At 51.6% G+C, this 23,802-nt stretch carries 42 protein-coding genes; all 42 read left to right on the top strand.

Annotated elements, in window-relative coordinates; genetic code table 11:
• The first annotated feature begins 25 nt into the window (after positions 1-25).
• The 42 genes from JY391_RS15950 to JY391_RS15745 all read left to right on the top strand — a co-directional run bounded on the left by JY391_RS15950 (position 26) and on the right by JY391_RS15745 (position 23,790).
• A protein-coding gene (locus tag JY391_RS15950; protein WP_199957947.1) for an IS3 family transposase occupies positions 26-1,173 on the top strand; the annotation gives its coding sequence in 2 pieces (ribosomal slippage) (positions 26-263 and positions 263-1,173; 1,149 coding nt in all).
• Between the two features lie 78 nt (positions 1,174-1,251).
• Positions 1,252-1,752: a hypothetical protein gene (locus JY391_RS15945; protein ID WP_229264061.1), complete on the top strand. Its 501-nt coding sequence runs from the start codon at positions 1,252-1,254 to the stop codon at positions 1,750-1,752.
• Between the two features lie 2 nt (positions 1,753-1,754).
• Positions 1,755-2,597: an ATP-binding protein gene (locus tag JY391_RS15940; protein ID WP_211934629.1), complete on the top strand. Its 843-nt coding sequence runs from the start codon at positions 1,755-1,757 to the stop codon at positions 2,595-2,597.
• Complete coding sequence (locus tag JY391_RS15935) at positions 2,597-3,289, top strand: hypothetical protein (protein WP_229264060.1); 693 nt, start codon at positions 2,597-2,599, stop codon at positions 3,287-3,289. The genes JY391_RS15940 and JY391_RS15935 overlap by 1 nt, the downstream gene beginning before the upstream one ends.
• A complete protein-coding gene (locus JY391_RS15930; protein WP_211934628.1) occupies positions 3,286-3,576 on the top strand; it encodes a Y16D family protein in 291 nt (96 codons plus the stop codon). Before JY391_RS15935 ends, JY391_RS15930 begins: the two co-directional genes overlap by 4 nt.
• Before the next feature lie 27 nt (positions 3,577-3,603).
• Positions 3,604-3,864 carry a phiTE_015 family protein gene (locus JY391_RS15925; RefSeq protein WP_229264059.1) on the top strand — a complete coding sequence of 87 codons (261 nt, stop codon included), beginning with the start codon at positions 3,604-3,606 and terminating at the stop codon, positions 3,862-3,864.
• A 2-nt stretch (positions 3,865-3,866) separates the two neighbouring features.
• A complete protein-coding gene (locus tag JY391_RS15920) occupies positions 3,867-4,076 on the top strand; it encodes a hypothetical protein (RefSeq protein ID WP_211934626.1) in 210 nt (69 codons plus the stop codon).
• Positions 4,057-4,494: a recombination protein NinB gene (locus tag JY391_RS15915; RefSeq protein ID WP_211934625.1), complete on the top strand. Its 438-nt coding sequence runs from the start codon at positions 4,057-4,059 to the stop codon at positions 4,492-4,494. The genes JY391_RS15920 and JY391_RS15915 overlap by 20 nt, the downstream gene beginning before the upstream one ends.
• Positions 4,491-4,667: a protein NinD gene (ninD, locus tag JY391_RS15910; RefSeq protein ID WP_211934624.1), complete on the top strand. Its 177-nt coding sequence runs from the start codon at positions 4,491-4,493 to the stop codon at positions 4,665-4,667. The genes JY391_RS15915 and ninD overlap by 4 nt, the downstream gene beginning before the upstream one ends.
• A gap of 163 nt (positions 4,668-4,830) precedes the next feature.
• On the top strand, positions 4,831-5,064 hold the full coding sequence (locus tag JY391_RS15905) for a hypothetical protein (protein ID WP_211934623.1): 234 nt from the start codon (positions 4,831-4,833) through the stop codon (positions 5,062-5,064).
• A gap of 1 nt (position 5,065) precedes the next feature.
• Complete coding sequence (locus JY391_RS15900) at positions 5,066-5,428, top strand: phage protein NinX family protein (protein ID WP_211934622.1); 363 nt, start codon at positions 5,066-5,068, stop codon at positions 5,426-5,428.
• A complete protein-coding gene (locus tag JY391_RS15895; RefSeq protein ID WP_211934621.1) occupies positions 5,421-5,597 on the top strand; it encodes a protein NinF in 177 nt (58 codons plus the stop codon). The genes JY391_RS15900 and JY391_RS15895 overlap by 8 nt, the downstream gene beginning before the upstream one ends.
• On the top strand, positions 5,587-5,892 hold the full coding sequence (locus JY391_RS15890; RefSeq protein WP_229264058.1) for a hypothetical protein: 306 nt from the start codon (positions 5,587-5,589) through the stop codon (positions 5,890-5,892). The genes JY391_RS15895 and JY391_RS15890 overlap by 11 nt, the downstream gene beginning before the upstream one ends.
• On the top strand, positions 5,885-6,175 hold the full coding sequence (locus tag JY391_RS15885; RefSeq protein WP_012967712.1) for a DUF1364 domain-containing protein: 291 nt from the start codon (positions 5,885-5,887) through the stop codon (positions 6,173-6,175). The genes JY391_RS15890 and JY391_RS15885 overlap by 8 nt, the downstream gene beginning before the upstream one ends.
• Positions 6,172-6,537 (top strand): RusA family crossover junction endodeoxyribonuclease, encoded by a 366-nt coding sequence (locus tag JY391_RS15880; protein WP_211934620.1) that lies wholly within the window; start codon positions 6,172-6,174, stop codon positions 6,535-6,537. Before JY391_RS15885 ends, JY391_RS15880 begins: the two co-directional genes overlap by 4 nt.
• The gene (locus JY391_RS15875; protein ID WP_063448341.1) at positions 6,534-6,800 is read left to right on the top strand and encodes a DUF7740 domain-containing protein; all 267 of its coding nucleotides are present in this window, start codon (positions 6,534-6,536) and stop codon (positions 6,798-6,800) included. Before JY391_RS15880 ends, JY391_RS15875 begins: the two co-directional genes overlap by 4 nt.
• Positions 6,788-6,970: a hypothetical protein gene (locus JY391_RS15870; RefSeq protein ID WP_211934619.1), complete on the top strand. Its 183-nt coding sequence runs from the start codon at positions 6,788-6,790 to the stop codon at positions 6,968-6,970. The genes JY391_RS15875 and JY391_RS15870 overlap by 13 nt, the downstream gene beginning before the upstream one ends.
• Positions 6,971-7,113: 143 nt before the next feature.
• A complete protein-coding gene (locus JY391_RS15865; RefSeq protein ID WP_211934618.1) occupies positions 7,114-7,728 on the top strand; it encodes a hypothetical protein in 615 nt (204 codons plus the stop codon).
• A gap of 367 nt (positions 7,729-8,095) precedes the next feature.
• Positions 8,096-8,641 carry a KilA-N domain-containing protein gene (locus JY391_RS15860; protein ID WP_211934617.1) on the top strand — a complete coding sequence of 182 codons (546 nt, stop codon included), beginning with the start codon at positions 8,096-8,098 and terminating at the stop codon, positions 8,639-8,641.
• A gap of 288 nt (positions 8,642-8,929) precedes the next feature.
• Positions 8,930-9,202 carry a phage holin family protein gene (locus JY391_RS15855; RefSeq protein ID WP_000781414.1) on the top strand — a complete coding sequence of 91 codons (273 nt, stop codon included), beginning with the start codon at positions 8,930-8,932 and terminating at the stop codon, positions 9,200-9,202.
• A complete protein-coding gene (locus JY391_RS15850) occupies positions 9,202-9,699 on the top strand; it encodes a lysozyme (RefSeq protein ID WP_211934616.1) in 498 nt (165 codons plus the stop codon). The genes JY391_RS15855 and JY391_RS15850 overlap by 1 nt, the downstream gene beginning before the upstream one ends.
• Positions 9,696-10,163, top strand: a complete 468-nt coding sequence (locus JY391_RS15845; RefSeq protein ID WP_211934615.1) for a lysis protein — start codon at positions 9,696-9,698, stop codon at positions 10,161-10,163. The genes JY391_RS15850 and JY391_RS15845 overlap by 4 nt, the downstream gene beginning before the upstream one ends.
• 186 nt (positions 10,164-10,349) lie before the next feature.
• Complete coding sequence (locus JY391_RS15840; protein ID WP_211934614.1) at positions 10,350-11,057, top strand: phage antirepressor KilAC domain-containing protein; 708 nt, start codon at positions 10,350-10,352, stop codon at positions 11,055-11,057.
• Positions 11,057-11,434 carry a hypothetical protein gene (locus tag JY391_RS15835; RefSeq protein ID WP_211934613.1) on the top strand — a complete coding sequence of 126 codons (378 nt, stop codon included), beginning with the start codon at positions 11,057-11,059 and terminating at the stop codon, positions 11,432-11,434. The genes JY391_RS15840 and JY391_RS15835 overlap by 1 nt, the downstream gene beginning before the upstream one ends.
• A 345-nt stretch (positions 11,435-11,779) precedes the next feature.
• Positions 11,780-11,998, top strand: coding sequence for a hypothetical protein (locus JY391_RS15830; protein WP_049003406.1), 219 nt, complete (start codon positions 11,780-11,782; stop codon positions 11,996-11,998).
• Between the two features lie 3 nt (positions 11,999-12,001).
• Entirely contained in the window at positions 12,002-12,517 is a 516-nt protein-coding gene (locus tag JY391_RS15825; protein ID WP_211934612.1) for a hypothetical protein, read from the top strand.
• Positions 12,517-13,989: a terminase large subunit domain-containing protein gene (locus JY391_RS15820; protein ID WP_211934611.1), complete on the top strand. Its 1,473-nt coding sequence runs from the start codon at positions 12,517-12,519 to the stop codon at positions 13,987-13,989. The genes JY391_RS15825 and JY391_RS15820 overlap by 1 nt, the downstream gene beginning before the upstream one ends.
• Positions 13,990-14,001: 12 nt before the next feature.
• Complete coding sequence (locus JY391_RS15815; RefSeq protein ID WP_211934610.1) at positions 14,002-15,471, top strand: DUF1073 domain-containing protein; 1,470 nt, start codon at positions 14,002-14,004, stop codon at positions 15,469-15,471.
• On the top strand, positions 15,398-16,393 hold the full coding sequence (locus JY391_RS15810) for a phage minor head protein (RefSeq protein WP_211934609.1): 996 nt from the start codon (positions 15,398-15,400) through the stop codon (positions 16,391-16,393). The genes JY391_RS15815 and JY391_RS15810 overlap by 74 nt, the downstream gene beginning before the upstream one ends.
• Before the next feature lie 65 nt (positions 16,394-16,458).
• Positions 16,459-16,635 (top strand): hypothetical protein, encoded by a 177-nt coding sequence (locus JY391_RS15805; RefSeq protein WP_164558558.1) that lies wholly within the window; start codon positions 16,459-16,461, stop codon positions 16,633-16,635.
• A 59-nt stretch (positions 16,636-16,694) separates the two neighbouring features.
• Positions 16,695-18,065 carry a DUF2213 domain-containing protein gene (locus tag JY391_RS15800; protein ID WP_104691470.1) on the top strand — a complete coding sequence of 457 codons (1,371 nt, stop codon included), beginning with the start codon at positions 16,695-16,697 and terminating at the stop codon, positions 18,063-18,065.
• Positions 18,065-18,526: a hypothetical protein gene (locus JY391_RS15795; RefSeq protein ID WP_104691471.1), complete on the top strand. Its 462-nt coding sequence runs from the start codon at positions 18,065-18,067 to the stop codon at positions 18,524-18,526. The genes JY391_RS15800 and JY391_RS15795 overlap by 1 nt, the downstream gene beginning before the upstream one ends.
• Positions 18,523-19,578, top strand: a complete 1,056-nt coding sequence (locus tag JY391_RS15790) for a major capsid protein (RefSeq protein WP_104691472.1) — start codon at positions 18,523-18,525, stop codon at positions 19,576-19,578. The genes JY391_RS15795 and JY391_RS15790 overlap by 4 nt, the downstream gene beginning before the upstream one ends.
• 32 nt (positions 19,579-19,610) lie before the next feature.
• Complete coding sequence (locus tag JY391_RS15785) at positions 19,611-19,844, top strand: hypothetical protein (RefSeq protein ID WP_032668716.1); 234 nt, start codon at positions 19,611-19,613, stop codon at positions 19,842-19,844.
• Between the two features lie 2 nt (positions 19,845-19,846).
• A complete protein-coding gene (locus tag JY391_RS15780) occupies positions 19,847-20,227 on the top strand; it encodes a DUF7370 family protein (RefSeq protein WP_062937876.1) in 381 nt (126 codons plus the stop codon).
• Positions 20,227-20,400, top strand: coding sequence for a hypothetical protein (locus JY391_RS15775; RefSeq protein ID WP_032608741.1), 174 nt, complete (start codon positions 20,227-20,229; stop codon positions 20,398-20,400). The genes JY391_RS15780 and JY391_RS15775 overlap by 1 nt, the downstream gene beginning before the upstream one ends.
• The gene (locus JY391_RS15770) at positions 20,400-20,756 is read left to right on the top strand and encodes a hypothetical protein (protein ID WP_032665488.1); all 357 of its coding nucleotides are present in this window, start codon (positions 20,400-20,402) and stop codon (positions 20,754-20,756) included. Before JY391_RS15775 ends, JY391_RS15770 begins: the two co-directional genes overlap by 1 nt.
• A 2-nt stretch (positions 20,757-20,758) precedes the next feature.
• Positions 20,759-21,223, top strand: coding sequence for an HK97 gp10 family phage protein (locus tag JY391_RS15765; protein ID WP_172425260.1), 465 nt, complete (start codon positions 20,759-20,761; stop codon positions 21,221-21,223).
• Positions 21,220-21,603, top strand: coding sequence for a phage tail termination protein (locus JY391_RS15760; RefSeq protein ID WP_211934608.1), 384 nt, complete (start codon positions 21,220-21,222; stop codon positions 21,601-21,603). The genes JY391_RS15765 and JY391_RS15760 overlap by 4 nt, the downstream gene beginning before the upstream one ends.
• A 98-nt stretch (positions 21,604-21,701) precedes the next feature.
• Positions 21,702-22,253, top strand: coding sequence for an HNH endonuclease (locus JY391_RS15755; RefSeq protein ID WP_211934607.1), 552 nt, complete (start codon positions 21,702-21,704; stop codon positions 22,251-22,253).
• Positions 22,254-22,317: 64 nt separating this feature from the next.
• Positions 22,318-23,061: an Ig-like domain-containing protein gene (locus JY391_RS15750; RefSeq protein WP_211934606.1), complete on the top strand. Its 744-nt coding sequence runs from the start codon at positions 22,318-22,320 to the stop codon at positions 23,059-23,061.
• Between the two features lie 57 nt (positions 23,062-23,118).
• On the top strand, positions 23,119-23,790 hold the full coding sequence (locus tag JY391_RS15745; protein ID WP_211934605.1) for a DUF6246 family protein: 672 nt from the start codon (positions 23,119-23,121) through the stop codon (positions 23,788-23,790).
• Positions 23,791-23,802: the final 12 nt, after the last annotated feature.

Raw genomic sequence — 23,802 nt, 5'->3', positions numbered from 1 at the left:
TAAGATGACTTAAAGAGAGGTGCCCATGAGCGGTAAGCGTTATCCTGAAGAGTTTAAAATTGAAGCAGTCAAACAGGTTGTTGATCGTGGTCATTCTGTTTCCAGCGTTGCAACTCGTCTCGATATCACCACCCACAGCCTTTACGCCTGGATAAAGAAGTACGGTCCGGATTCTTCCACTAATAATGAACAGTCAGATGCTCAGGCCGAGATCCGCCGACTCCAGAAGGAGTTAAAGCGGGTTACTGACGAACGGGATATATTAAAAAAAGCCGCGGCGTACTTCGCAAAGCTGTCCGACTGAGGTACGCCTTTATCCGTGACAACAATCGTTGCTGGCCTGTCCGCCTGCTCTGCCAGGTGCTGGATGTGCATCCAAGTGGGTTTTACGCCTGGCTTAAGCAGCCACATTCACGACGGTATCATGCTGACCTGAAGCTGACGGGACATATTAAGCAGTTCTGGCTGGAGTCGGGCTGTGTTTATGGCTATCGCAAGATCTATCTCGATCTGCGGGATTCCGGGCAACAATGCGGTGTAAACAAAGTCTGGCGGTTGATGCAACGTGTGGGGATAAAGGCTCAGGTCGGATACCGAAGTCCACGGGCGCGTAAAGGTGAAGCCAGTATTGTGACGCCCAACAAGCTCCAGCGGCAGTTCAACCCGGAAGCACCGGATGAACGTTGGGTTACGGACATAACCTACATCCGAACCCACGAAGGCTGGTTGTATCTGGCCGTGGTGGTTGACCTGTTCTCCCGAAAAGTTATCGGCTGGTCAATGCAACCCCGAATGACAAAAGAGATTGTCCTGAACGCATTACTTATGGCGGTGTGGAGGCGTAATCCTCAAAAGCAGGTACTGGTTCACTCTGATCAGGGCAGTCAGTACACGAGCCATGAGTGGCAGTCGTTCCTGAAATCACACGGTCTGGAAGGCAGCATGAGCCGTCGCGGAAACTGCCACGACAATGCGGTTGCGGAAAGCTTTTTCCAGCTACTGAAGCGCGAACGGATTAAGAAAAAGATCTACGGAACTAGAGACGAAGCCAGAAGCGATATTTTTGATTACATCGAAATGTTTTATAACAGTAAGCGTCGGCATGGTTCGAGCGAGCAGATGCCACCAGTTGAATATGAAAACCTATATTATCAACGACTCAGAAGTGTCTAGGTTATCCGTGGCGATTCAGAATACTGCGAAGCAGATCCTAAACAGGAAGAAGAACCAGTAAAGGTCGATGAAAGCACCATGCAAGCACAGTGCAATGATGGTGCAAATGAATCGCAAGCTACTGATAAACAAGAAGCACCAGAAAAGCACGGTGCAAGTACAGTGCAAGAACCAGTAGAGAACAATTTAAATCCTGCTGATTCCCTTAACCTGATTCCTGATTCCCTTAACCTGATTCCCTCTAATAACACCCAAGCCGCTGAAGCGACTTGCGAAGAAGATAACGTTCACCAGATGGCTAGTCGTTACGCCTTCGAGGGAAATGTTGTTCGACTGAACCAGAAGGACTTCGATTCCTGGAAAGCGCTTTTCACAAATATCGACCTTGTAGCTGAGCTGACTCGTCTGGATCTGGAATTCACGCATGAGAAGCCGAAGAACTGGTTTAGCACTGCAAGTGCCAAGTTGAATTACCAGAACAAAAACGCTATCCGCCAACCTGTTAAGCGAGCCGTTAACGAGAGCTTCGCCACCAAAGACTACGGACAAACTGAGATGCCTTCTTGGGCTCAGGAGTGAATATGACACTGGACGAAAAAATCTCATCCTTGGAGAAGAGACTGTCAGAGCTAAGCAAGCCGCCAATTGAAATCGAGCACACCGCCGTAGAGTTCTGTACTGGCAACTGCGAGAAACACGGCGAGTTTGAGCAGAGAAACCGATATTCAACAGGCCCTATTAAGTTTGCTACCAGACCAAGTGAATGCCCTGAATGCTTGCGTGACGAGCTTATTGAGCTACAGGCAGAGAAGATTAAAAGCGACGAGGCATCCCGCAAAAGGACCATCGAATTTCTGTTAAATAATCTCGATATCCCTGAGCGATTTAAGGGATGTTCCCTGCAAAACTACGTGCCAGTTAACGACGATGCTAAACGAGTACTGAAGGTATGTCAGGCATACGCCAGCAAATGGCCTGAGCGATTACAGAGAGGCGGCGGTCTGGTTATGTGCGGTAAACCTGGAACGGGGAAGAACCATCTTGCCCTGGCAATTGCGCGGCACGCGATTACAGAGCACCAAAGTTCTGCATCTTTCACCACAGCGCTGAAAATCGCGCGTGAATATAAATCAACATGGTCGAAAAACTCCACCCGCACAGAGGAAGAAGTTATTCGCCAGTTCACTAAGCCTGACCTGCTAATTATCGATGAGGTTGGTGTGCAGTTCGGGAGTGAGGCGGAAAAGATGATTATGTTCGAAATCATCAACACCCGCTACGAGCGCATGAAGCCAACCATCCTGATAAGCAATCAGAGCAAAGATGAGCTATCGGCATTCATTGGTGAGCGCGTCATAGACCGAATGAACGACGGAGGTGGATGCACACTCGCATTCACCTGGGATAGCTACAGGAGCAAGTGATGAAAGACAAATCATCATCCATCAAATCCTTCATAAAAAGCCGACCAGTTACCATCCGCAAAGACATATTCAAAGCACTTAACATCCCTCAGCGAACTTTGACATGGCATTTAAAAAAGCTTGTCGATTCAGGTGAGGTAATAAAAATCCAGGATGGTTATTACTTCGCAGATGAGGATTCGCTTACAGCATGGCTTGAATCAAAGAAGCCAGGAGAAGAAACTCCGGGAGCAATCATGAACGCAAGAGAAAAAATACTTCACCACCTTGAAACCAACTACCCAACCTCAGCAGCAGAACTCCAGAAGCTCACCAAAATACCAAAATCCCGAATCACTCAGTTACTCCGTGAACTCACCGCATCAGGCCAGTTAGAAAGCTACAACGCCAAAGGCGGCATTAATCGCTATCGGCTTACTGAGCTTCACCACAAGCGCATTGAGTCAATTCTCGGATGGTTCGAGTCAGAGAGGTCCGGCACATCGTCTGCCGTCGCTGCGGATTTGGGGCTGGATATCACCACCGTATCGCAAATCCTTGCGTCGATCAGTAAGCAGGGTGAGCTACACCGTGAATGGTTAGGCCGCGAGAAGGTGTGGATGTATCGGAAGTCAGCACCGTTTACGTTTGGCTTAGCCAACCCACTGACTGCATTTATTAACCAGAGATTGAGAGAGGTGCGAGCGTCATGACTCACAGGCGAGTGGTATTTGCAGCCAATAAATACGAATCAAAACTTGGCGGTAACGCGATGGTATTTGTTGGAGTTAGGCACTTCTGTCCAGTGATGCGACAAAACATGGCTCCTCATTGCGAACACCTTGTCAGGCAGTCCGAAGTGCAAGGCTTCATCGACCAGTTCGGTGTATTCATGGACAGAAAAGAGGCCTTGGAAGTAGCAAAATCTGCTGGACAGCTAAATATCGCGCGCATCAAAACGTGGCCGAATGATGAGCTTTTCAGTGAAGACATTTACTAACACTCCAGCACGCTGATGGAGAGGAATATGGACGAATCAAGAAAGGCTTTCGAGCAATGGGCGTTAGAGGTTATGCAGTTCACGCCAGATGACCTGATATGGGACGAAAAGCGCAACTGCTATCGCGATTATGTGCCACATATGGCATGGAAGGGCTGGCAGGCATCTCGAGCAGCTATCGAGATTGAGTTACCTAAAACATTTCCAGGTGAATACAACACGCTGGTTATGTATGCAGACGATGTCGAATCTTCATTAGAGGCAGCCGGAATTAAAGTGAAGGAGTGAGTATGTATTGGAAGCCAGTAAGCAAAATTGAGGACATTCCATATGGAGATTGGTTGGTTCAGTTGGACGATGGGAAAATGGTGACAGCGCATATCAGTAATTTTATGCAGGTTGTTGGTGGTCGATTTCATTTCGACATGAAGCCGATCGTTGCGTATATGCCACTCCCAAAACCTTATGTAGGGGTAGGAGATGAAGAAACTAACGTTTGAACTAAGAAACCCCATTCATCAGCAGAACGCCATTCAAGCCATACAGCAAGTTTTACCCTCCTACGACAAACCAATCATCGTGACCATCCAGGACAGAACCAGAAGCATCCAGCAAAACAAAATGCTCTGGGCTTGCCTGGGTGATGTCTCGCGTCAGGTCGAATGGCATGGTCGATGGCTGGATGCTGAAAGCTGGAAGTGCATTTTCACCGCGGCGTTAAAGCAGCAGGAAGTCGTGCCTAACCTTTCCGGCAATGGATTCGTGGTGATAGGCCAGTCAACCAGCAAGATGCGCGTGAGTGAGTTCGGAGAGCTTCTGGAACTTATTCAGGCATTCGGCACAGAGCATGGCGTTAAGTGGTCTGACGAAGCCAGATTAGCACTGGAGTGGAAAGCCAGATTCGGAGACGCGGCATGATTCGATGCGAAAGATGCGGAGAACGCAAAGACGACTATCGATTTCGACCAGGGCAACCGTACTGGAATCGGTGGTGCATACGGTGCGAAAGGTCACCGGTAGGCGACTTCCCACTACCTGAGACAAAGGAGGATGTGTGGCAAGACGAACATACTTCTACCACCCGCCAATGACTACCGACGAAGCCAACCAACTCATCACTCTCTACCACTCCCGCAACGTAAAGACCACAAAACACCTAAGCGCTGACCCACGCCTGTGGATAGTTGGAGCCTTGCTTCCAGAGTACACCAGCGAGCCAAAGGGTAGGAGTCAGTATCAACAGAGGATATGGCAATGAGTTCAGCAGACGATTACGCCGACAGATTACATGACCTGCTTGAGGATATGTCCAGTGACGGTATCGACCACTGGGACGTGATATTCAACCTCATGCTCGACTATCTGGAAGCGACAACATTCGCAGATGACGATAAGGCTATCTGCGTGGACATTGGCGACAAGACAATCCTCATCAGGTTAATCGAGGGTGGCATGCCGGAAGAAACCACAGCAGCGAGGGTACATTGATATGGAGTATTCACAGTTATCAGATTTCGAAATTAACAAGCGCGTTGCAGATATCGTCATGAATGGCGCATGGCACGTAAGACCTTCTCATCCTGACAACGCGACAGGAGGGTGGTTATATGGCTCAAATGGCATTCAAACATACGACCTTCCCGATTATTGCAATTCTCCCGAGTCGGCCTGGCCGATTATCACAAAGAACAGAATTTCTATTGAGTTTGATGGCGATAATAGCACCGAACCTCAGACAACCTGGTGCCATACAGCCAACCTTAACCGTACATGCGGTACAAATTATCAGAAAAATCCTCTCCGTGCGGCGATGATTACGTTTCTCCTTATGCAGGAGCAAGTCAATGCTTAGCCCCCACGAAGCCCAATCCTACGAGCAGCAGAGCATACGTCGAACGTTGTGCGCAGGGTGCACGAAGGAGTTATCCGACGATGAGACTCACGTTTGTGAGAAATGCGCCTCAATGGCAATAGCGTATCGCGACCCTAACGGATTTTTGACGGAGGAAGATGATGAGTGAGTTACGTGCAGGTGGCATCGCGATAGTCATTTTTTCAGAAAACAAACCCGAAATCGGCAGATGCGTCGAGTTAATCGAAAAAGTTACAAACGGATATGTTTTTAATTTTCCTGGTGCAGGTAAGCATGGATGGCGCGATGACACGCCTGGTTGGTTAGTTAAAGGCGATGTATCGATTTATACAAACATGCCTTCAGGTGGTTACTCTTATTTTTACAGTGATGAACTCATGCCTATCGACGGAGAAGACTTCTCTCACGAAGATGAGCGACAGAAGGAGCTGACCAATGGCTAACCTTAGAAAAGAAGCACGAGGTAGAGAATGCCAGGTGCGCATCTACGGTGTCTGCAATCACAACCCTGAAACAACCGTCCTGGCACATTACCGAATGGCAGGATTATGCGGTACCGGCATGAAGCCTGATGACCTTCTCGCAGCATGGGCGTGTAGCAGTTGCCATGACGAGATAGACCGCAGAACGCATAACATCGACCATGAATTTGCAAAGATTTACCACCTGGAAGGCGTAATGCGTACACAGGATATTCTGCGCAAGGAGGGGAAGATAAAGACATGAATGAGTATAACCTCATCCTTCCATGGCCTCCCAGCGTAAACACATACTGGCGACGGCAAGGAAGCAGGTATTACATCAGCAAGAAAGGCCAGCAGTACCGCAAAGAAGTTATCCAGATTATCAAAAGCCTCAACCTAGACATCCTCACCAAATCACGACTCCGCATCAAAATCATCGCCGCAGTGCCAGATTCCCGGCGCAGAGATATCGACAACATTTTGAAATGTCTCCTCGACTCACTTGTCCACGCCTCATTCGCAGAGGACGACGAGCAGTTTGATGATATTCGCGTGATTCGTGCAGCAAAAGTTAAGGGCGGCCAGGTTGAAATCAAGATTACAGAGCTATCGGAGGCAGCATGACAGACATAAGCAGAGAGGTCTGTGAAGAATATCTGGATGCTCTGGTCACAGTGGAGCTATCCGTACGATTCGCACAGCTTGAAGACCGGAAGATTAACGCCACCATCCGCGCAACAGTAACCGAGTTACTCAAGCGCATCCGCGACAAGAAAATCCGCGCCATCTTCGCAGGTTTAGCCCGTCAGCCATTCCCTGATGGAGCACTGAAGATGATGCGTCGCCAGTTAGACAGCTTAGTAGGAGAACCCGTATGTGCTCAGTAACTAACATCCAGCAAGTGAAATGGCAGCGTCACGCAGACATGGAGAAGCTCAAGGATATTGATGCGCAGATTGCAGATGCGGAACGAGCTGTGAGCTTATTGGCAGAACGTCGCCGTGAGCTAGTTAACCGCTTAGGGCTGAATAAGCCAGACGGTCCGGAGGCGGCCTAAATGAACAGAGCATTCGAATGCTATATGCGGCTAAAGCATGGCGACCGGTACGACCTGACCAGAGATACCGATGGGCTATATTGCCGGGAAGTGGTGAAACGCATGTTTGAAATCTGGTGTCACTGCAAGGGAGCGGATTACTGATGCGAATAACTCCGATGTTCAGCATGGTCAACTTCATCGACGATGCTCATTTCCGCCGCGTATGGAAGCATCCAAAGAAAACCATCAACTCACGCCAGAAAGCATGGGTTCACTACATGCTTCAAGTATGGGGCAAGGTCAATGCCGGTGATGATTCACCAGGCGGTGCAATAAACGTTATTGGTCGCCTGATGATTCGTAGCCAGTGGAGTGATGATAAGGCCAAGCAGATTGAGTCTGTCGTCATGCGCCTTTACGAAGATGATGGACTGCGTGGAGAAGCTTTGTACAAGAAAGCTCGCGAACTGGTCATCCCTCAATCATCGTTCAGCAACATCATCGCTCTCGCCAAAGAATCCGATGATGCTGCTTTCGTTGAACGTGTGATGGTCAAGACGTTTCACCGTGAAAGCCCCGTCCGCGATGTAGCTATTAAGCGATATTGCAATCGCAATTGCACGCAAGATATCGCCAGGCTTATTTCGCATGTAACAGGAGTAGATATTCAGTATTGTCGTAAGCGAGTAGTCTGGTGTGAAAACGTTCTGGATTCAGAAATGTTTTACGCTCTCAGGCGTGAACTGGAGAAAGAAATTCCATTGATAGCGGCATAATCTGAAATAATTTTGTAAATTACTTGCTTTCGGGAAATATAAGCAGTACAGTTTCTGTATGCTCGGAGCAAAAGCGAACAGAGCAGCAAAACAAAAAAGAAGCCCTGAGTTAACCGCTCGGGGCTTTTTGCATTTCTGGCACGACATTTCTGAAAGCGCCCTCATCACCAAACACCAGAACACATACAGATACCCTCTAACTTTCGTGGTTACGGGGATAAGGGCGTTTTCACATCTTCTGCGCATCTCACGCGCATATCAACGAGAGCCTTTCAGTAAGCGAGCCTGAGAAATGCCGTTATAGGTGGCGACCTCTCTCGGGCGGCTTTTCTGTGAGACAGGCTCACTTTCTAAAAGGTAAATCGCTATGCAATACCCAACAGTAATAGTAAACGGTGTATCTGTTAGAGTTGACGCTGAAGGCCGTTACAACCTTAACGATCTGCATGCTGCAGCCGTATTAAAGGGCGAAGCTACAGAATCCCAAAAGCCGAGCAAATTCATTCGAAATGGCTCAGTGAAGCGATTTGTAATCGCACTTGTTGGCAAAGGACAAAATTGTCCCCTGGAAGATAATCAAGCACTTAAAGTTATCAGAGGAGGCGATGAGCCGGGTGTTTGGGCTTCAGAATTACTTGCCATACGTTACGCAGCATGGATTAAGCCGGAATTTGAAATTCGCGTATATGAAACATTTCGCGAAGCGGTCTTGAGTGGACTTGGAAATATGAATCGTCTTAATCGCCTTGACCTGCTTATCGATATGGAGACCAAAGAAGTAAGCTCCTGCGCCAAGGTAATGAATAAATGGGGTGTTGGTGGGCGTAAACAACTTCTCAATGCAGCGCGTGAGCGGATTATAGACCAGATGGATCCTGACATGGTTGCTTTAATGGAAGGTAAAGCTGCATGAGAGATTAACGAGCTGACCTGTAAATAATCGAGAGTCACTTTCACAACGGCTCTTCATTACAAAGCGTCTATAGCTGGGCGCTTGATAATGACCAAAAGAAAACCCAGCGCTTGGCTGGGCTTCGTGAAGATGGGTGGCAAGAGACTGCGCTAACAGTCTCCTGCCTGATTTGCCCATGCACTTCCCACGAGCAAACCACGTTACTGATAAACGTATCCTGGATTTGTTCACTCAACAACCACGTTAATTCCTAAATTGAACAGATCCCCGCACTCAGGGGGTGAGAAAATGAAGATGGACGAAAGATACAGCAATGCTTCATACGGTAGCGCTGGTCTTGCGGCTTTCTTTGCCAGTCTTTCTCTACAGGACTGGGGCTTCATCATTGGCGTCGCGTTCAGCATTATCCTCGGCGTTCTGACTTACCGGCTCAACAAGCGTGAGCAAATGAAGCGAACGAAGATACTGCAGGACATTTTGAATAAAACCGACTCCAGAAATCCATCAGCTACAGCCACGGTTATCGCCGAACTCGGTCAGAAAGCACCAAAGGAAATCTGATGAACAGCACCCTTCGAAAAAGCGTACTGGCAGCCGTTGGTGGTGGGGCTATCGCAATAGCTTCTGCACTGATTACTGGGCCAACTGGTAATGATGGTCTTGAGGGGGTCAGATATAAGCCATACCGCGATGTTGTTGGTATTTGGACAGTTTGTTACGGGCATACCGGGAACGACATCATGATCGGCAAGACTTACACAGAATCTGAGTGTAAGGCGCTGCTGAATAAAGACCTGAACATGGTCGCCAGGCAAATTAACCCGTATATCAAAGTACCAATCCCCGAAACAACTCGCGGTGCGCTTTACTCGTTCGTCTACAACGTTGGTGCCGGAAACTTCAAGACCTCAACACTACTGCACAAAATCAACCAGGGTGACATTAAAGGCGCGTGCGAACAATTACGCCGTTGGACGTATGCTGGCGGAAAGCAGTGGAAAGGGCTTATCACCAGACGAGAGATTGAGCGTGAAGTCTGTATGTGGGGTGACAAGTGAGCAGGATAGCCGCAATCATCATCGCTTTTGGAGTCTGCATCATTGTGTCGCTGGGATGGACTGCTAACCACTACCGCGACAACGCCATAACCTACAAAGACGAGCGAGACAAAGCCAAAGAGCAACTCATTCTGGCAAATGCCACCATCAATGACATGCAGACCAGGCAGCGAGACGTAGCGGCACTGGATGCCAAATACACAAAGGAGCTTGCTGATGCTAAGGCTCAGAACGATTCTCTTAAGCGCAAGCTTGATAATGGTGGCAGGGTGCTCGTCAAAGGCAAGTGTCCAGTGCCAGCCACAACCGAAACCTCCAGCGCCTCCGGCGTGGGCAATGATGCCACCGTCGAACTCTCTCCAGTTGCTGGACGAAACGTTCTCGGTGTCAGAGATGGGATTACCAGCGACCAATCAGCGCTAAGAACATTGCAGGAATACATCAGGACGCAGTGCCTGAAATGATTCGTCACCCCCTATACAGAACAGCCTGACTTCGGTCGGGTTTTTTTGTGTCTGAGCGCCATGCCCGGCGCGATTAAGTCACAGAGTCTTACAGAAATGAGCTTCGGAGAATCACCGTTATAAGCGGCGGCTTCTCTGTGGGCGGTGTTTCTGGGCAACGAGGCTCATTTTTATAAGGTAAACGCAATGACCAATCTGATTGCAGTAGAAGCAGAAGTGTCCATGAGTAGCCTGGACTTCCTGAACAACATCATTAACCCAGCACGAATAGAGTTTGGGCAGCCTGAGGTTGAAAATCGTCACTTCCTTTCCCGCGTTGTGGATGAAATAGATGATTTAGGGGTCGAGGAAACTTTTTACGCGACCACCTCGCAGGGTGCACGGCGAGCTGTTAAGGGTTATATGCTCAATATGGAGCAAATGACCCTGATAGGTATGCGAGAGTCCAAAGCAGTACGCCGTTCTGTGCTGGCAAAGCTCAAAGTGATGCACGGACCACAAATTCCACAAAGCTTGCCTGAAGCATTGAGGCTCGCGGCAGACCTTGCTGAACAGAAGGCTGTACTGGAGAGCAAGCTTGCTCTTGCGGCTCCTAAAGCGGAGTTCGTCGACCATTACGTAGAGGCGTCGGGTCTTATTGGTTTCCGCGAGGCTGCAAAGCTTCTGAAGGTGAAAGAAAGTGACTTCCGCTTGTTCCTGCTCGATAACGGAATCATGTACCGACTGGCAGGAAAGATGACGCCATACGCACAGCACCTCGATGCAGGTCGTTTCACCGTGAAAACTGGTGAGGCTGGAAATGGTCATGCATTCACTCAGGTGAAGTTTACGCCTAAAGGAATCCAGTGGATTGCCGGGCAACTGGCAGCCAGCAAAATGCAAGGAGCAGCATAATGAACGAACAAGCAAATAAGATTCTCGCGGACCTGCTGCAAAAGGCCAGTAATGGTATAGATGCGGCAGTATCTTTCAGTCAGGCGCAGGTTCCTGATGTTATCCATCAATTACTGGTATGGAATGCAGTAAGTAGCCTGATGTTTCAGGCGATAGCAATTCTTACGGTAATGGGATTTCTGTTAACGGTTAAAAAGGCATGGGAAATAGCGGAAGGGCATTCAGGTGCTGATTTCTTTGCCTTTTTGTACATAGTTTGCGGGGCATTAGCTTCTATCATTATGTTTGTCGGATTCTGGTTCAACTTTGACTGGCTGAAAATCTGGCTTGCGCCAAAGCTCTACCTTATCGAATACGCTGCAACCCTCATTAAGTAATCAACACCGCGCCGTCCTGTCGCCGTCTCACCACCTTAACTAAGACCACGCCGCTATAGCGGAACATCCCCGTGATAGTGGGTGGTGTTAATCAATAACAGGGCATACCGCGATTTACCCGCTCAATACCATATTCAATCAATGCGGGGTTTGCGCTCATATCAGCTAATCTGCGCTGTGGTAGAAGAAGCAGAGTCATTACAGAAGCTCTTCACTGATGGGCTTCGATAATGATCTGTGTAACCCCGCAAGGATGGTGATCACATCTTGCTGACGGGTAAGCCGTAAGTGGCTAAGCACTTCTGAGAAACAGGGCAACAGCTGCGACAAGGCAAAGAGGTAATTATGTCCGACATCTACCAAATCACGTTAACAACCCAAACAGGCGAAACCTTCACGGGCAAGATGTCACGACGTCAGCCTGAATTGGTGAACGGCTTTGTTCCGCTGGCGACGGAGACAGGCCAGTGGCTGTATTTCGCTCCGGCTGATGTAAAGCGCGTGGAGTTCACGCCAGTGCCGGCTGAGCAGACCGAGCAGCCAGAAGAACAAACAACGGAGTAACCAATGAGCAAACCAGATTGGGAGGCCATTGAATCGGCTTACCGGGCTGGTTCATTGTCAGTAAGGGCCATCGGCGAAAAGCATGGCGTTAACCATGCCACCATCCTGAAGAGAGCAAACAAAGAAGGATGGCAGCGCGACCTAACAGAAAAGGTCAGGGCGGCAACCAAGGCCAAGGTAACCAAGTCGGTAACCAAAGACGGTAACCAGTCACCAGTGGTTACTGATGAGCAGATTATTGACCAGGCCTCCGATGAGGCTGCCGCTGTAGTCATGGCTCATCGTGCAAGTTTGGCGGCATGGCGCGGCATTACCAATAAGCTCCGCGACTTCCTCGAAGATGCAGATATCACGGAAGAAAACCACGCCTCAATGTCTCGCTCGATCACTGCCGGTGTTGATGCTCAAATCAAAGTGATAAACGCTGAGCGCAAGGCGTACAACCTCGAAACCGAGGAAGGCAATAAGACGGTTGATGACCTGTCTAACCTGATGGATTCATTGTCTCAGGGGGCGTAATGAAACCTGAGCACCTCAAGCTGCTGGCTGATAAAGACTGGCGGCTGAATAACCTTTACTGGATCACCGACAAAGAAGGTAAGCCCACGCGCTTCAGGATGACGTCTGAACAGCGGGAATACTTCGAGGGGATCCACACCCGCAACATCATCCTGAAAGCTCGTCAGCTCGGATTTACCACTGAGGTATGCATCATCCAGCTCGACGCAGCCCTGTTCGAGTCGGCCAAGTGCGCGCTGATTGCCCATACGCTGAATGACGCAAAGCGCCTGTTCCGCGAAAAGGTTAAGTACGCATACGATAAGCTGCCGGCAGAGATAAAGGCTGCCAACCCGGCCAGCAATGACTCTTCCGGTGAGCTGGTCTTTAAGAAGGGCGGATCGCTATACGTCAGCACGTCGTTTCGTGGTGGCACGCTGCGCTACCTGCACGTTTCAGAGTTCGGGAAGATATGCGCCAAGTATCCAGACAAAGCCCGTGAGATCGTCACTGGTGCGTTTGAGGCGGTATCGACTGGATGCTTCGCTACTATCGAGAGCACGGCAGAGGGCCGGGCGGGTTACTTCTTCGATTACTGCCAGACGGCAGAGAAGGCGTTGCTCCAGGGTAAGCCACTTTCAGCGCTGGACTGGAAGTTTTTCTTTTTCTCCTGGTGGAAGAACCCGCAGTACGCAATCGACCCGGTCGAATCGTTGCCGGTGCGCCTGCTTGAGTACTTCGCTGAAATGGAAGCGAAGCACGGCGTAGTCGTCAACGAACGCCAGAAAGCCTGGTACTACGCCAAAGAGAAAACGCTCGGCGATGACATGAAGCGCGAATACCCGACCATTCCGGCCGAGGCGTTCCAGCAGTCGGTCGAGGGCGCTTACTATGCCAAGCAGTTCCGCTGGCTGTACACCAACAAGCGGATCGGCCAAATCCCTGATAACTCGCACCTCCCGGTACACACGTTCTGGGATATCGGTGTGGGTGACTCCACGGCGATATGGTTCGTTCGTGAGGTCGGCGAAGAGTTCCACATCATCGACTACTACGAAAACTCCGGCGAGGGGCTGAGGCACTACATGAAGGTGTTGAAAGACCGCGGCTATGAGTACGGCGAACACTGGGGGCCGCACGACATCGAAAACCGCGAGTTCGCAGCTGATGCGAAGTCACGCAAAGAGCTGGCGCGCGAAGGGTACGAAATCGACGGTCAGATGTACTCACTGAATTTCAAAGTGGTGCCGAAAGCTGGCATCGATACCGGCATTGAGTCGGCGCGTGAAATCCTCCCGAAATGCGTATTCGATGAGGAGAAATGCTCGGAAGGTATCTCTCACCTTGAGGGCTACCGGAAGGAGTGGGACGACAAGCGCGGCTGCTGGAAAGACAAACCTCTCCATGACGCCACTTCGCACGGTGCCGATAGCTTCCGTTACTTCGCTGTGACGAAGAACAACCGCAAGCAGGTCGGCACAGTATTCTTCTAAGGAGCATCGCCAGTGAGCGAACAAGATAACGGCCTTCAACTGGCTGTGAATAACCTCGCCACTGAAATGAGGCGAGCGAATTACCTGAATGCCATCGGCATCGGTGGCGGCAACACGAAGCGACCGACGCTTTACCAGGAATTTGGCTACCCGCGCACAATCACCTTCAACGACTTCTACAACATGTACCGCCGCAACGCTGCTGGCTTCGCTGTGGTGCATCGCCTGCTGGATGGTTGCTGGCAAGACTATCCGGTCATTGTTGACGGTGATGAAGCTCAGGAGGCGAAGAATACAAACGCCTGGGAAAAGAAAGTCACCAAGCTCATGAAGAAGCTGTGGCCGAAGGTGAAGGATGCCGACCGCCGCAATATGGTTGGGCGTTACTCAGCGCTCCTGCTACAGGTGAAAGACAATCGGAACTGGGATCAGGAAGTCGACAAGGCTTTAGTAAAACGACTCGGCGAGTCAGCGCTGGTAAAGCTTATCCCCGTATGGGAGCCGCAGTTAACAGTCGCCGAATGGGATAACGACCGTCAGTCAGAAACGTTCGGCCAGCCGAAGATGTTCAACTTCAATGAGCAGCCGGTCGGTGATGAGCCTTTTGTCGGTCCGATGCGCGGCGAACCAGTACACCCGAGCCGCGTTATCTTGTTCTGCGAAGGATCTGAAGACGACAATGTGCTTTCCGGCATCCCGCTGCTGGAGGCTGGTTTCAACAAAGGCCTCGATATCGAGAAGATTTCTGGCGGTGGTGCCGAGGGCTTCCTGAAGAACGCCAGTCGTCAGATTGCCGTCGAATTCAGCAAAGAAACCGACATGAACACGCTGGCAGACCAGGCTAAGAAGGCTGGCTATGCCGATCTCGGCGAAGCGATGGGCGACAAGGTCAACAAGCTTAACCGTGGCACCGATGCTGCCGCCGTGATGCAGGCCGGGCAGATGCACGTTCTGAGCGTCACGCCTGGCGACCCGGGGCCAACGTGGGAAGTTACCGCGAATGAACTGGCCGCCTCAGTGCAAATCCCATTCACCATCCTGTTCGGTCAGCAGACCGGGAGACTGGCGAGCGACGAGGACAAAACAGACTGGGCTATCCGACGCAACACGCGTCGCAATGGCTTCCTGACAGACCGGATAACTGCGCTGCTGGAGCGCTTCTGGACGCTTGGGATTATCGACCCGCCAACCAAAGGCGAGGTCACCATCTCATGGAGCGACCTTCTGGCGCCAGGTGAGAAAGAGAAGATCGAGAACGCATCCAAGCTGGCCGACATCGTGCAGAAAACCACTGGCTTCTATGGCGGTGAGCCGCCTATTACAGGCAATGAGCTGCGCGAAGTTGTTGGGCTTGACCCGCTGCCGGAGCCAAAAGAACCACCGAAACCGGAAGAAAAGGTGACTACCGATGATCCACTGGCCGATGACACCAGAACAGACGGCAAAGGTGGGGCTGCCGATAGTTCCGCGCAGCAAAGTTGACCCGACCCGATCATCAAAGAAGGTAACCGCGATGTTCCGGGATATCGAGAGTCGGTATCTCGGCATCAAGCGCGCGCTGAAAACTCTGTTCGACCATCGCCTGACCGGGCGAGAGCGTGAGGTAAACAGCCATAACTGGCACTTTCTTTGCCACGACAACGGCGCGGACATGCAGCTATACCAGGTCAACGCCGGTAAGTTCATCTACGACATGTCGGCGCAGGAGCTGGCGGACCTGCTTGAGGCGGTGCAGGGCATTCTCGACGATTACCTGCTGGATGGTGGCGAGCAAAACCTCTGGGCGATGGATTACGTCGTTGCAGAAGCGCAGCGCGGCACACTTGAGGCCTTCAACAATCTCTCGCAGCAGTCGCAGGTGTATGCCAGCCAGACGACGTTACAGCAGCTTTTAAGCAGCCCCGGTTATCTGAACCAGATATCGGCGGCCAGGCTGACAACGTTCAGTGACTGGAAGGTAATTAGCGATACAGCCCGCGGCGACCTGACCAACATCATTACCGATGCGGTAGCGCGCGGCGTGAATCCTCGCGAGACGGCCAGCGTTATCAGCAAGCGGCTCGATGTGTCGATGTCGAAGGCCAAGACCATCGCTCAGACTGAGCAGGTCGGCGCGCTGCGGCAGGCTCAGTGGAATGAAACGGACTGGGCTGCTGACCGGCTGGGGCTGAATACCGGCCTGCTGTGGCTGTCAGCGCTCAAGCCAACGACGCGTACCTGGCACGCCAGCCGTCACGGTAAGGTCTACACCACCGAAGAGGTGCGGGACTTCTACGCCGAGAACGGCAACCGGTACAACTGCTATTGCAGCCAGATTCCGGTGTTGCTCAACGACGACGGCAGCATCTTCAACGAGGGGCTGGCGGATAAGCTTGCAAAAGAGAGAAAAGACTGGGGTAAATAATCAATAAAGTTCATGTTATTTTTGCCGTTATTAATTAACGACTCCTTAATTAAATGGAAAATGACATGCAATCAAAATTTAAAGATATTCGCTTTGATAGAGTGCAGCCAGTCACTAAAGCTAAGCACCGAACGCACATAGCTTTTCTGACGATTAACGGTGACACCGAATCAGCATTAATTTCCGAATTAAAGAAACGATACCCCAAGGATGGTATCGAACTAGTAAGCTATAAAAAATAATAACAAGGTCGCCACGGCGGCCTTTTTTATTGCCTGAAATCCACCAATGAGGACGCAACGTGAAGCTATCCAGCATCCACGTTAAATCCCTCGCCATCAACGCCTCCAACATCTCAACGACCACCATCAACGGCCAGGAACACTACGTCATTCGTGGTGCGGTTCCGATCGTCGATGACATCGTGATGAATGGCGGGCTGTACCCGGCGGAGGAGATTAACAACAGCTACCAGACGATGGAGCGCAAGTTAATGCCGATAGGCCACCCGATGGTGAACGGCAAATACGTCAGCGCCAACGACCCGCAGGCGGTCAACGATTACTACGCCGGGGCATGGGCTCAGAACGTCAGCAAGGCCAACGATAAGGTCGTGATGGACGTTTACGTCAATAAGGCTGTGGCAGATACCAAGCCTGACGGTAAGCGCCTTATTCAGCGCCTGGACGACATGATTTCCGGCAATAACGCCGATCCGATTCATGTCTCCACCGGTCTGCTGCTGAACAAAGAGCAGAAGGCAGGTGAGTCGAAGCAGAAGAAATACTCCTGGGTCGCTCACAACATGCAGTTCGACCACATCGCGATCCTGCTCGACGAGCCCGGAGCCGGGACGCCTGAAGAAGGTGTTGGCATGTTCGTCAACGCTGACGGGCAAGAGGCTGATGTTGAAACGACGAGCCTCGTCGATGCCGCCAACAGCATGAAAGACGGCTGGTGGAACAAGGTGAAGTTCTTTATCAGCAACGCTTCAGAGATGTCATTCGACGACATCTACCAGGCGCTGCGCATGTCCATCAAGCAGGACGACAAAAAGTGGCGCTACGTCGTCAGTGTCTGGCCTGACCATTTTGTTTACGAAGAGGACGGCGAGAACGTCAAGCCGAAGCTCTTCGACCAGAAGTACCTCATCTCTGACAAGGTCGTAACGCTTGTCGGCGATCCAGTAGAAGTCGTGCGCAAACCAACTGAGTACGAAGTCAAAACCAACGGAGAAACAAACCCGATGAAAGAGAAGATGATCGCCGCGCTCAATGCCGCAGGCGTTAAAACCGACGGGCTGACCGACGATCAGGTCTGGGATGCCTACAACCAGCAGATGCAGAAGAAAGAAGGCGGCGGCGATCCTGACCAGGCTCAGATTAACTCTGATGTGATCACCGCGGCTGTTAATGCGGCGCTCACCCCGCTGAACGAAAAGCTGAGCAAGCTGGAAACTCAGTTGCAGGCGAACGCTGAAAGCGAACTGAAGACCAAGCGCGATGCGGTTAAAGCGAAATTCTCGTTCATGACCGAAGCAGCGGTTAACTCCCTGTCCGGTGACGCGCTGAACGACCTGTACTCACAGTGCCAGACCAGCACCGGTCTGAACCCTGCATTCCAGGGGAATGGCGCTCAGAGTGAAATCCTTAACATGGAGGCACCTGAATAATGGCTCTCGCACCTCGTTTCCATACCGTAATCGCGGGCCCGGCCCGTAAGAATGACCCTCAGGTAATTGAGGCGATCTGCAAAGTCGCCATTCTCCCTGGCTCTCTTGTTGAACTTGATACAAGTGGGCAATTCATTTATCACGCCACTGCTGGCGGCCCTGGTGTGGCGCTTGCCATGCAGCACAACTATATCGGCGGCGGCGATATCCGAGACGCGGTTCCCGCTGGTGATACTGGCGCGGCGATCATGTGTGAAGACGATGTTGACTACCACATGCGCGTCAAAGCCGGGGAAGTGCTGCTGGAAAATGAAGGACTGGTTTCTTCCGGTGACGGCACGCTGGCCAAGTCAACCACACCAGCCACCGACCAGGTCCTATTTTATTCACGCGAAAAAATCACCGTTGGCGCTGAAGCTCAACTCGTGAAAGTTCGCAAATCAGGGAAAGCAACCGCATGAGCATGATCGTATTCAACAAAAAGCTGATCACCGAGCACAACCAGGTGAAGCAGGCATGGAATCAACTGCTTATGCAGCGTGAGTCCTTCAACATTAACCAGAACACTATTTCCGCCCAGTATGGCGGCGCGCTGGAAGTTAACCAGGCCGCGCTGATCTCCAAAGACTACTGGCGTGAAGTGGACAACATCACCACCCGAGTCTTCCGTAATGACGAAGGCAACGGCCTGTTGGATGATCTGCTCGGTCTCGGTACGCCGATCTCTATCGGTAAAACTGCGGCGCTGTATCGCGTTTCCAGTGATGCTGGTAAGGTTCATCGCACACTGACGGGCCACGTTCCGGAAGAACTGGATAAAGTCATCTACGACGAAGCTGGTGACCCAATCCCGATCTTCAACACCGGCTACAGCCGTGAATGGCGTGAGTGGAACGGCATGCAGTCGGAAAACCTCGATGCGATGGCTGACGATCAGGAAGCGCACGTTGCGGCTATCCGTGAAGACATGGCTGACTACATGTTGTCAGGCGATGCGAAAGTGAAGGTGAAAGGCTATGTTGGCGCAGGTATCACCAACCACGCCAACACCAACCAAGTGGATCTGAGTGCATCCGGTCTGAATATTGACCTGACCACCTCAACTCCTGATGAATCAGTGGCATTCTTCACCGGCCCGTTCGCCAAACTTCTGGATGATAACTACGTGCAGGAGAAGGTTAAGATGTGGGCATCGCCTGACATTATGCGCAACCTGAACCGCCCATATTCAGATGCTGCCGGCTTCAAAGAAGGCACGGTGCTGGAATACATTCTGCGCTACGGTCGCATCGAGTCGTTCAACCAGACCTTTAAGCTGACCGGTAACCACTTCATTGCCTACGTACGCAATTCGCAGTACATCAAGACGCGCATCGCCGCGCCAGTGGGTACCTTCATGATCCCGCGTCAGAATCCGTTCGACAACTACAACACTCTGGTCTGGAGTGCTGTCGGTCTTCAAATCAAGCGCGATTTCAACGGTCGCTCTAAAGTGTTCAACGCACAGGGTTAAGGGGCTTCGGCCCCTTCTCTACGGGAGAGAGCATGAAAAAGTTAAAGGTCGAGAAGACTGGCTGCTGGGGAACAATTAACGGCGTATTCCAGCAACTGCCAGTAGGTCATGAGTTCGTTGCGATTGACGTTCCACCGGCTTTCGCTGGTCGCGTATCGGTGGTGGGCGAAGTTGAAGAGCAGGAGCTTGAAGTTGCCACGCCTAGCGCTGACGATAAAACCGCAGAGCAGGCTGACACCTCCGCTAAATCGAAAAAGGCGAAATAACCATGGCTGACCCAATCACAGCGGCAGACGTGCAGGCGTTCCTCGGTGAATTGGGTTACTCCATCCCGGGCGCGCTGCTGGATCCGATCCTCTGCGTGGTGAACAAGATTATCCCGTGCCTCGATGGCGCAGGGTATGACGACTGCACCTCGAAGCTGATCCTGATGTACGCCGCCGCGCTTATGGCTACGTCGTCCGGCGCGCGCCGCATCAAATCGCAGGGTGCGCCGTCTGGTGCGTCCCGCTCGTTTGAGTACGGTGATGACAGCATTACCTGGTTGCGCGACTCCTTGGCCCGGCTCGATACCAGCGGTTGCACTGGTGAACTGCCTATCAGCGCCGGTAACAGCGTGGGCCTGTTCATGGTGGTCGGGGGCTGCTGATGACGTACAAATCAGTTAAGCAAGGTCTGCCGCGTTCGTTTACCCGTGTATGGGTGATGACCGACACCGGGCGGGAGACTACCGGCTACGTGAAATCGGACGGTGAGTGGTTCATCAACTGCCCGCGCATCCGGGCGACCGGCGCGAAGGTGCTGCGCTGGAAGGAGGGCTGATGTCGTCTACTGCTTCATGGTCATACAACAAGCCGTGCACGATATGGCGTAAGGGCGCGGGCGGTAATGACGAGTGGGGCGATCCTGTCGACCCATACGAACCGCCAGAAACCATCATGTGCGACTACATCGGCGGCCTGTCTGCAAAGCTCGGCTCCATTGGTAAAGAGGTTGTCGTAAAAAACACCTTCTTTACTGCGTATGCGTTAGCTGATGAGGGCGACTACATCCTGATTGGTGTTAGCGCTGAGCAGGATCCGGTCGTAGCAGGTGCTGATGAGGTCCGTCACGTGACGCGCTGGAACGACACTCTCGACGGCCTGGAAGATGACTGGGCGATAATTACGGGAGTGTAGCCATGGGCATAAAAGTGAAGGGCATCAGCCAGGCGAAGAAGCACCTGAACGATGTCATCAACGACGTTAAGGGCCGTAAGGTAATTCGCGCGTTGCAGTCGGCGATGATGCTTATCGGCACCCGGGCGGCATATTACACCCCGATCGACACCTCCACGCTGATTAACAGTCAGTTTCGGGAAATCGACGCAGGCGGCGTGTTCATTACTGGGCGCATCGGCTACTCAGCCAACTATGCCGCTTACGTCCACGAAGCGTCAGGCAAGCTGAAAGGCCAGCCGCGCGCGCACTTTGGAGTGACCAGTAACCGGTCTGAGTTCGGCCCGCAGAAACCGAAAGAGTTCGGCGGCGGCACCGGAACTGGCAACTACTGGGATCCGCATGGTGAACCGCAATTCCTGACCAAGGGCGCGAATGACGAGCGCGATAACGTTGACGCGGTGATGCGCAAGGAGCTTTCGCTATGACACCCATGATGCACGAGCGCGTGCGAAACATGTTCGGCGACGCGGGGCTAACGACCGGCTTCACGGTGCAGCAGCTGATGTACGACGACCCGGGCGATTTGTCGAAGGCGATCATGGTGTTCAGGCCTAACGGCGGGTCGAATATTCGGACTGACCTCGGATCTGAGTATCACGTACTTGTCGACGTTGTAGGCGCAAAAGATAAGCGCAAAGACGCGCTAAACGCCGTACAGCGCATCGTCGATTACGTCCAGTCCAACCCCATGGCTGACGAGTGCGTCGGCTACATCCAGAACATGGGCGCAATCCCTGCGCCGGTGCTCACGGCAGAAGGTCGGATAGTCTTTCGCCTCCAGTTCGCCTGCACCTATGGAGAGTGATATAATTCCAATGCGCGGCTAGACCGGCCAGTCGAAAGCGGAGAACACAGACTCTGTTGCCGCGCACCTTCATCTGTGAAACCTACTGTGAGGTTTTTATGAAAGCGAATAAGGGTCGTGATGACCTGCCTATTTCTCGTCTCCGTGAACTTTTCAGCTATGAGCCAAATACTGGTGAGTTGATATGGAAAGAACGTCCAGCGGAAACGTTCAAAAGCAAAGCCGGTTATGTGAATTTCATGCGCGACTTCTGCGGGAGGTCGGCGGGAACTGTAAGCAACCGAGGTTATCTGCGTTTAAAAATTCAGGATAGATCGTATCTTTCTCATAGAGTCATATGGGCATTGTTCTATGGCGAGTGGCCATCGGCGGAAATAGACCATATTAATGGAGTTAAAACGGATAACAGGATATTGAACCTGCGAAACGTATCCATGCTCGAAAATGAGAGGAATAAGAGCCGTCCTGAAAACAATACATCTGGCTACATTGGAGTCTGGTATAGAAAGGATAAAGATCTGTGGCAGGCGGCGATAAGGGCCAATGGCATCAGATACCATCTTGGATATCACGAAACTCCAGAGCTTGCTTATGCTGCAAGGCTAAAGAAGCAAAAAGAATTAGGTTTTCATGAAAACCACGGGCGATAAGGCCCACCGACCTAAACAGGCTGCCGATTGGCGGCCTTTTTTTATGCCAAAAGAGGACTAAATAATGGCTAATTGCCAAAACTCAAATGAACGCCTGTTTGGTGGGGCTGTTGTTTTGGAAGTGAGTGACGGCTGCCCGGACGTCAAACCACTCGAAGCTGAGTGGAAGGCGCTGGCGGCCGGTACGTCAAAAGGCTTCGATTTCAACCCAAACTCGGTAACCTCTGATGCGGATGACGGCGGCGGTTATGTCGAAACCATCATCACCAACAGTGATTTTACCCTGAGCTTCGAGGGTGAGGTCCGCAAAAAGGACAAGCTGGATCAGTACGGCGTCGGCAAGTTCATCAAGTATTTCGCTGACGAACTGAAGGCTAAGCGCCAGCCTGGGATCTGGGTGCGTATGGACTACGGCCCGGTGGAATTTATCGGCTACATGAACATCACAGCGCTGAGTTCTGACGGCGGTACCAACGATATCGTCACGTTCTCTACCGAGTTCAAAGTGGGCGATGCCAGCACCATCGAAGTTAACGAAGTGACAGCGGTGGCGGTGACTGGTGTGACGGTTACCCCTACTACCAGCACTGGAGCGGCTGGCGGTACCAGCACATTCACGGTGAACATCGCACCAACCGGCGCAACCAACAAAGACTTCACTGTAGCGACTACCGATGCGACAAAGGCAACGGCAACAGCCTCAGGAACCACAGTTACGGTGAACAGAGTAGCTACCGGCAGCGCGCAGATCATCATCAACACCGAAGACGGAAACTTTGTGGCCGTGCATACAGTTACCGTTACCTAACGGACATTCCAAAGGGCGGCGTGCTGCCCTTGACAATGACCGTTTACTGGAATGCCTATGAACGCTTTAACAGATATTGGCGAACTCTCAATCAGTGATAGCCGAGAAGGAGGGAAAGACTACCTGCTCCGGCCTTCATTCGAGGCCATGGCGAGGATTGGTACTCCGGAAGAGATTGTGCAGGCGTACGCTATCATCCACGGCAATGAAGTTGCTCATCTTATTGAGGTATGCGCAGGCATGCTTGGGCGATTTCCTGAATGGTTATCACCTTCATTCAATCGAGCTGCAGAGAAGTTGTTATCAACATGCATGCTAGTTATGCAAGCGTGCTGTGATGATGATCTGACCCCGATGATTGGCGAATGGAAAGGGTGGCGTCATTGTGTCGTCTACCGACCTGGTCAGATGCCGAAGAACGATATCATAGTGCTGGCGCAGCATCTAATGCAGCACGGCGTTGTCGGCAAAGCCAGGGTGCGGCAGTTGCAGCGCCACGAAACAGGCGCGAGAACGAACGAATTCAAAGCCTTCGACTACATCAGCGCTGCGCGCAGTCACTTTGAAATGAACCGAGCAGAAGCCTCTCAGTTAACGATGACCGAATTCCAGATGCTGCTGGCGGCGAAATACCCGGACCAGAAAGGCTTCACTCGCGAAGAGTACGATAGCATCGCTGACGAGTACCTTGCTAAGCAGGCCGCACGAAGGGCAAAAGCAAAGAAATAACCGGAGAATGAC

The sequence above is a fragment of the Citrobacter sedlakii genome (assembly GCF_018128425.1).
In the GTDB taxonomy this organism is placed as follows: Bacteria; Pseudomonadota; Gammaproteobacteria; order Enterobacterales; family Enterobacteriaceae; genus Citrobacter_A; species Citrobacter_A sedlakii.
The sequence above is the reverse complement of the archived record's forward strand: the minus strand, read 5'-3'. Positions and strand labels throughout refer to the sequence as shown.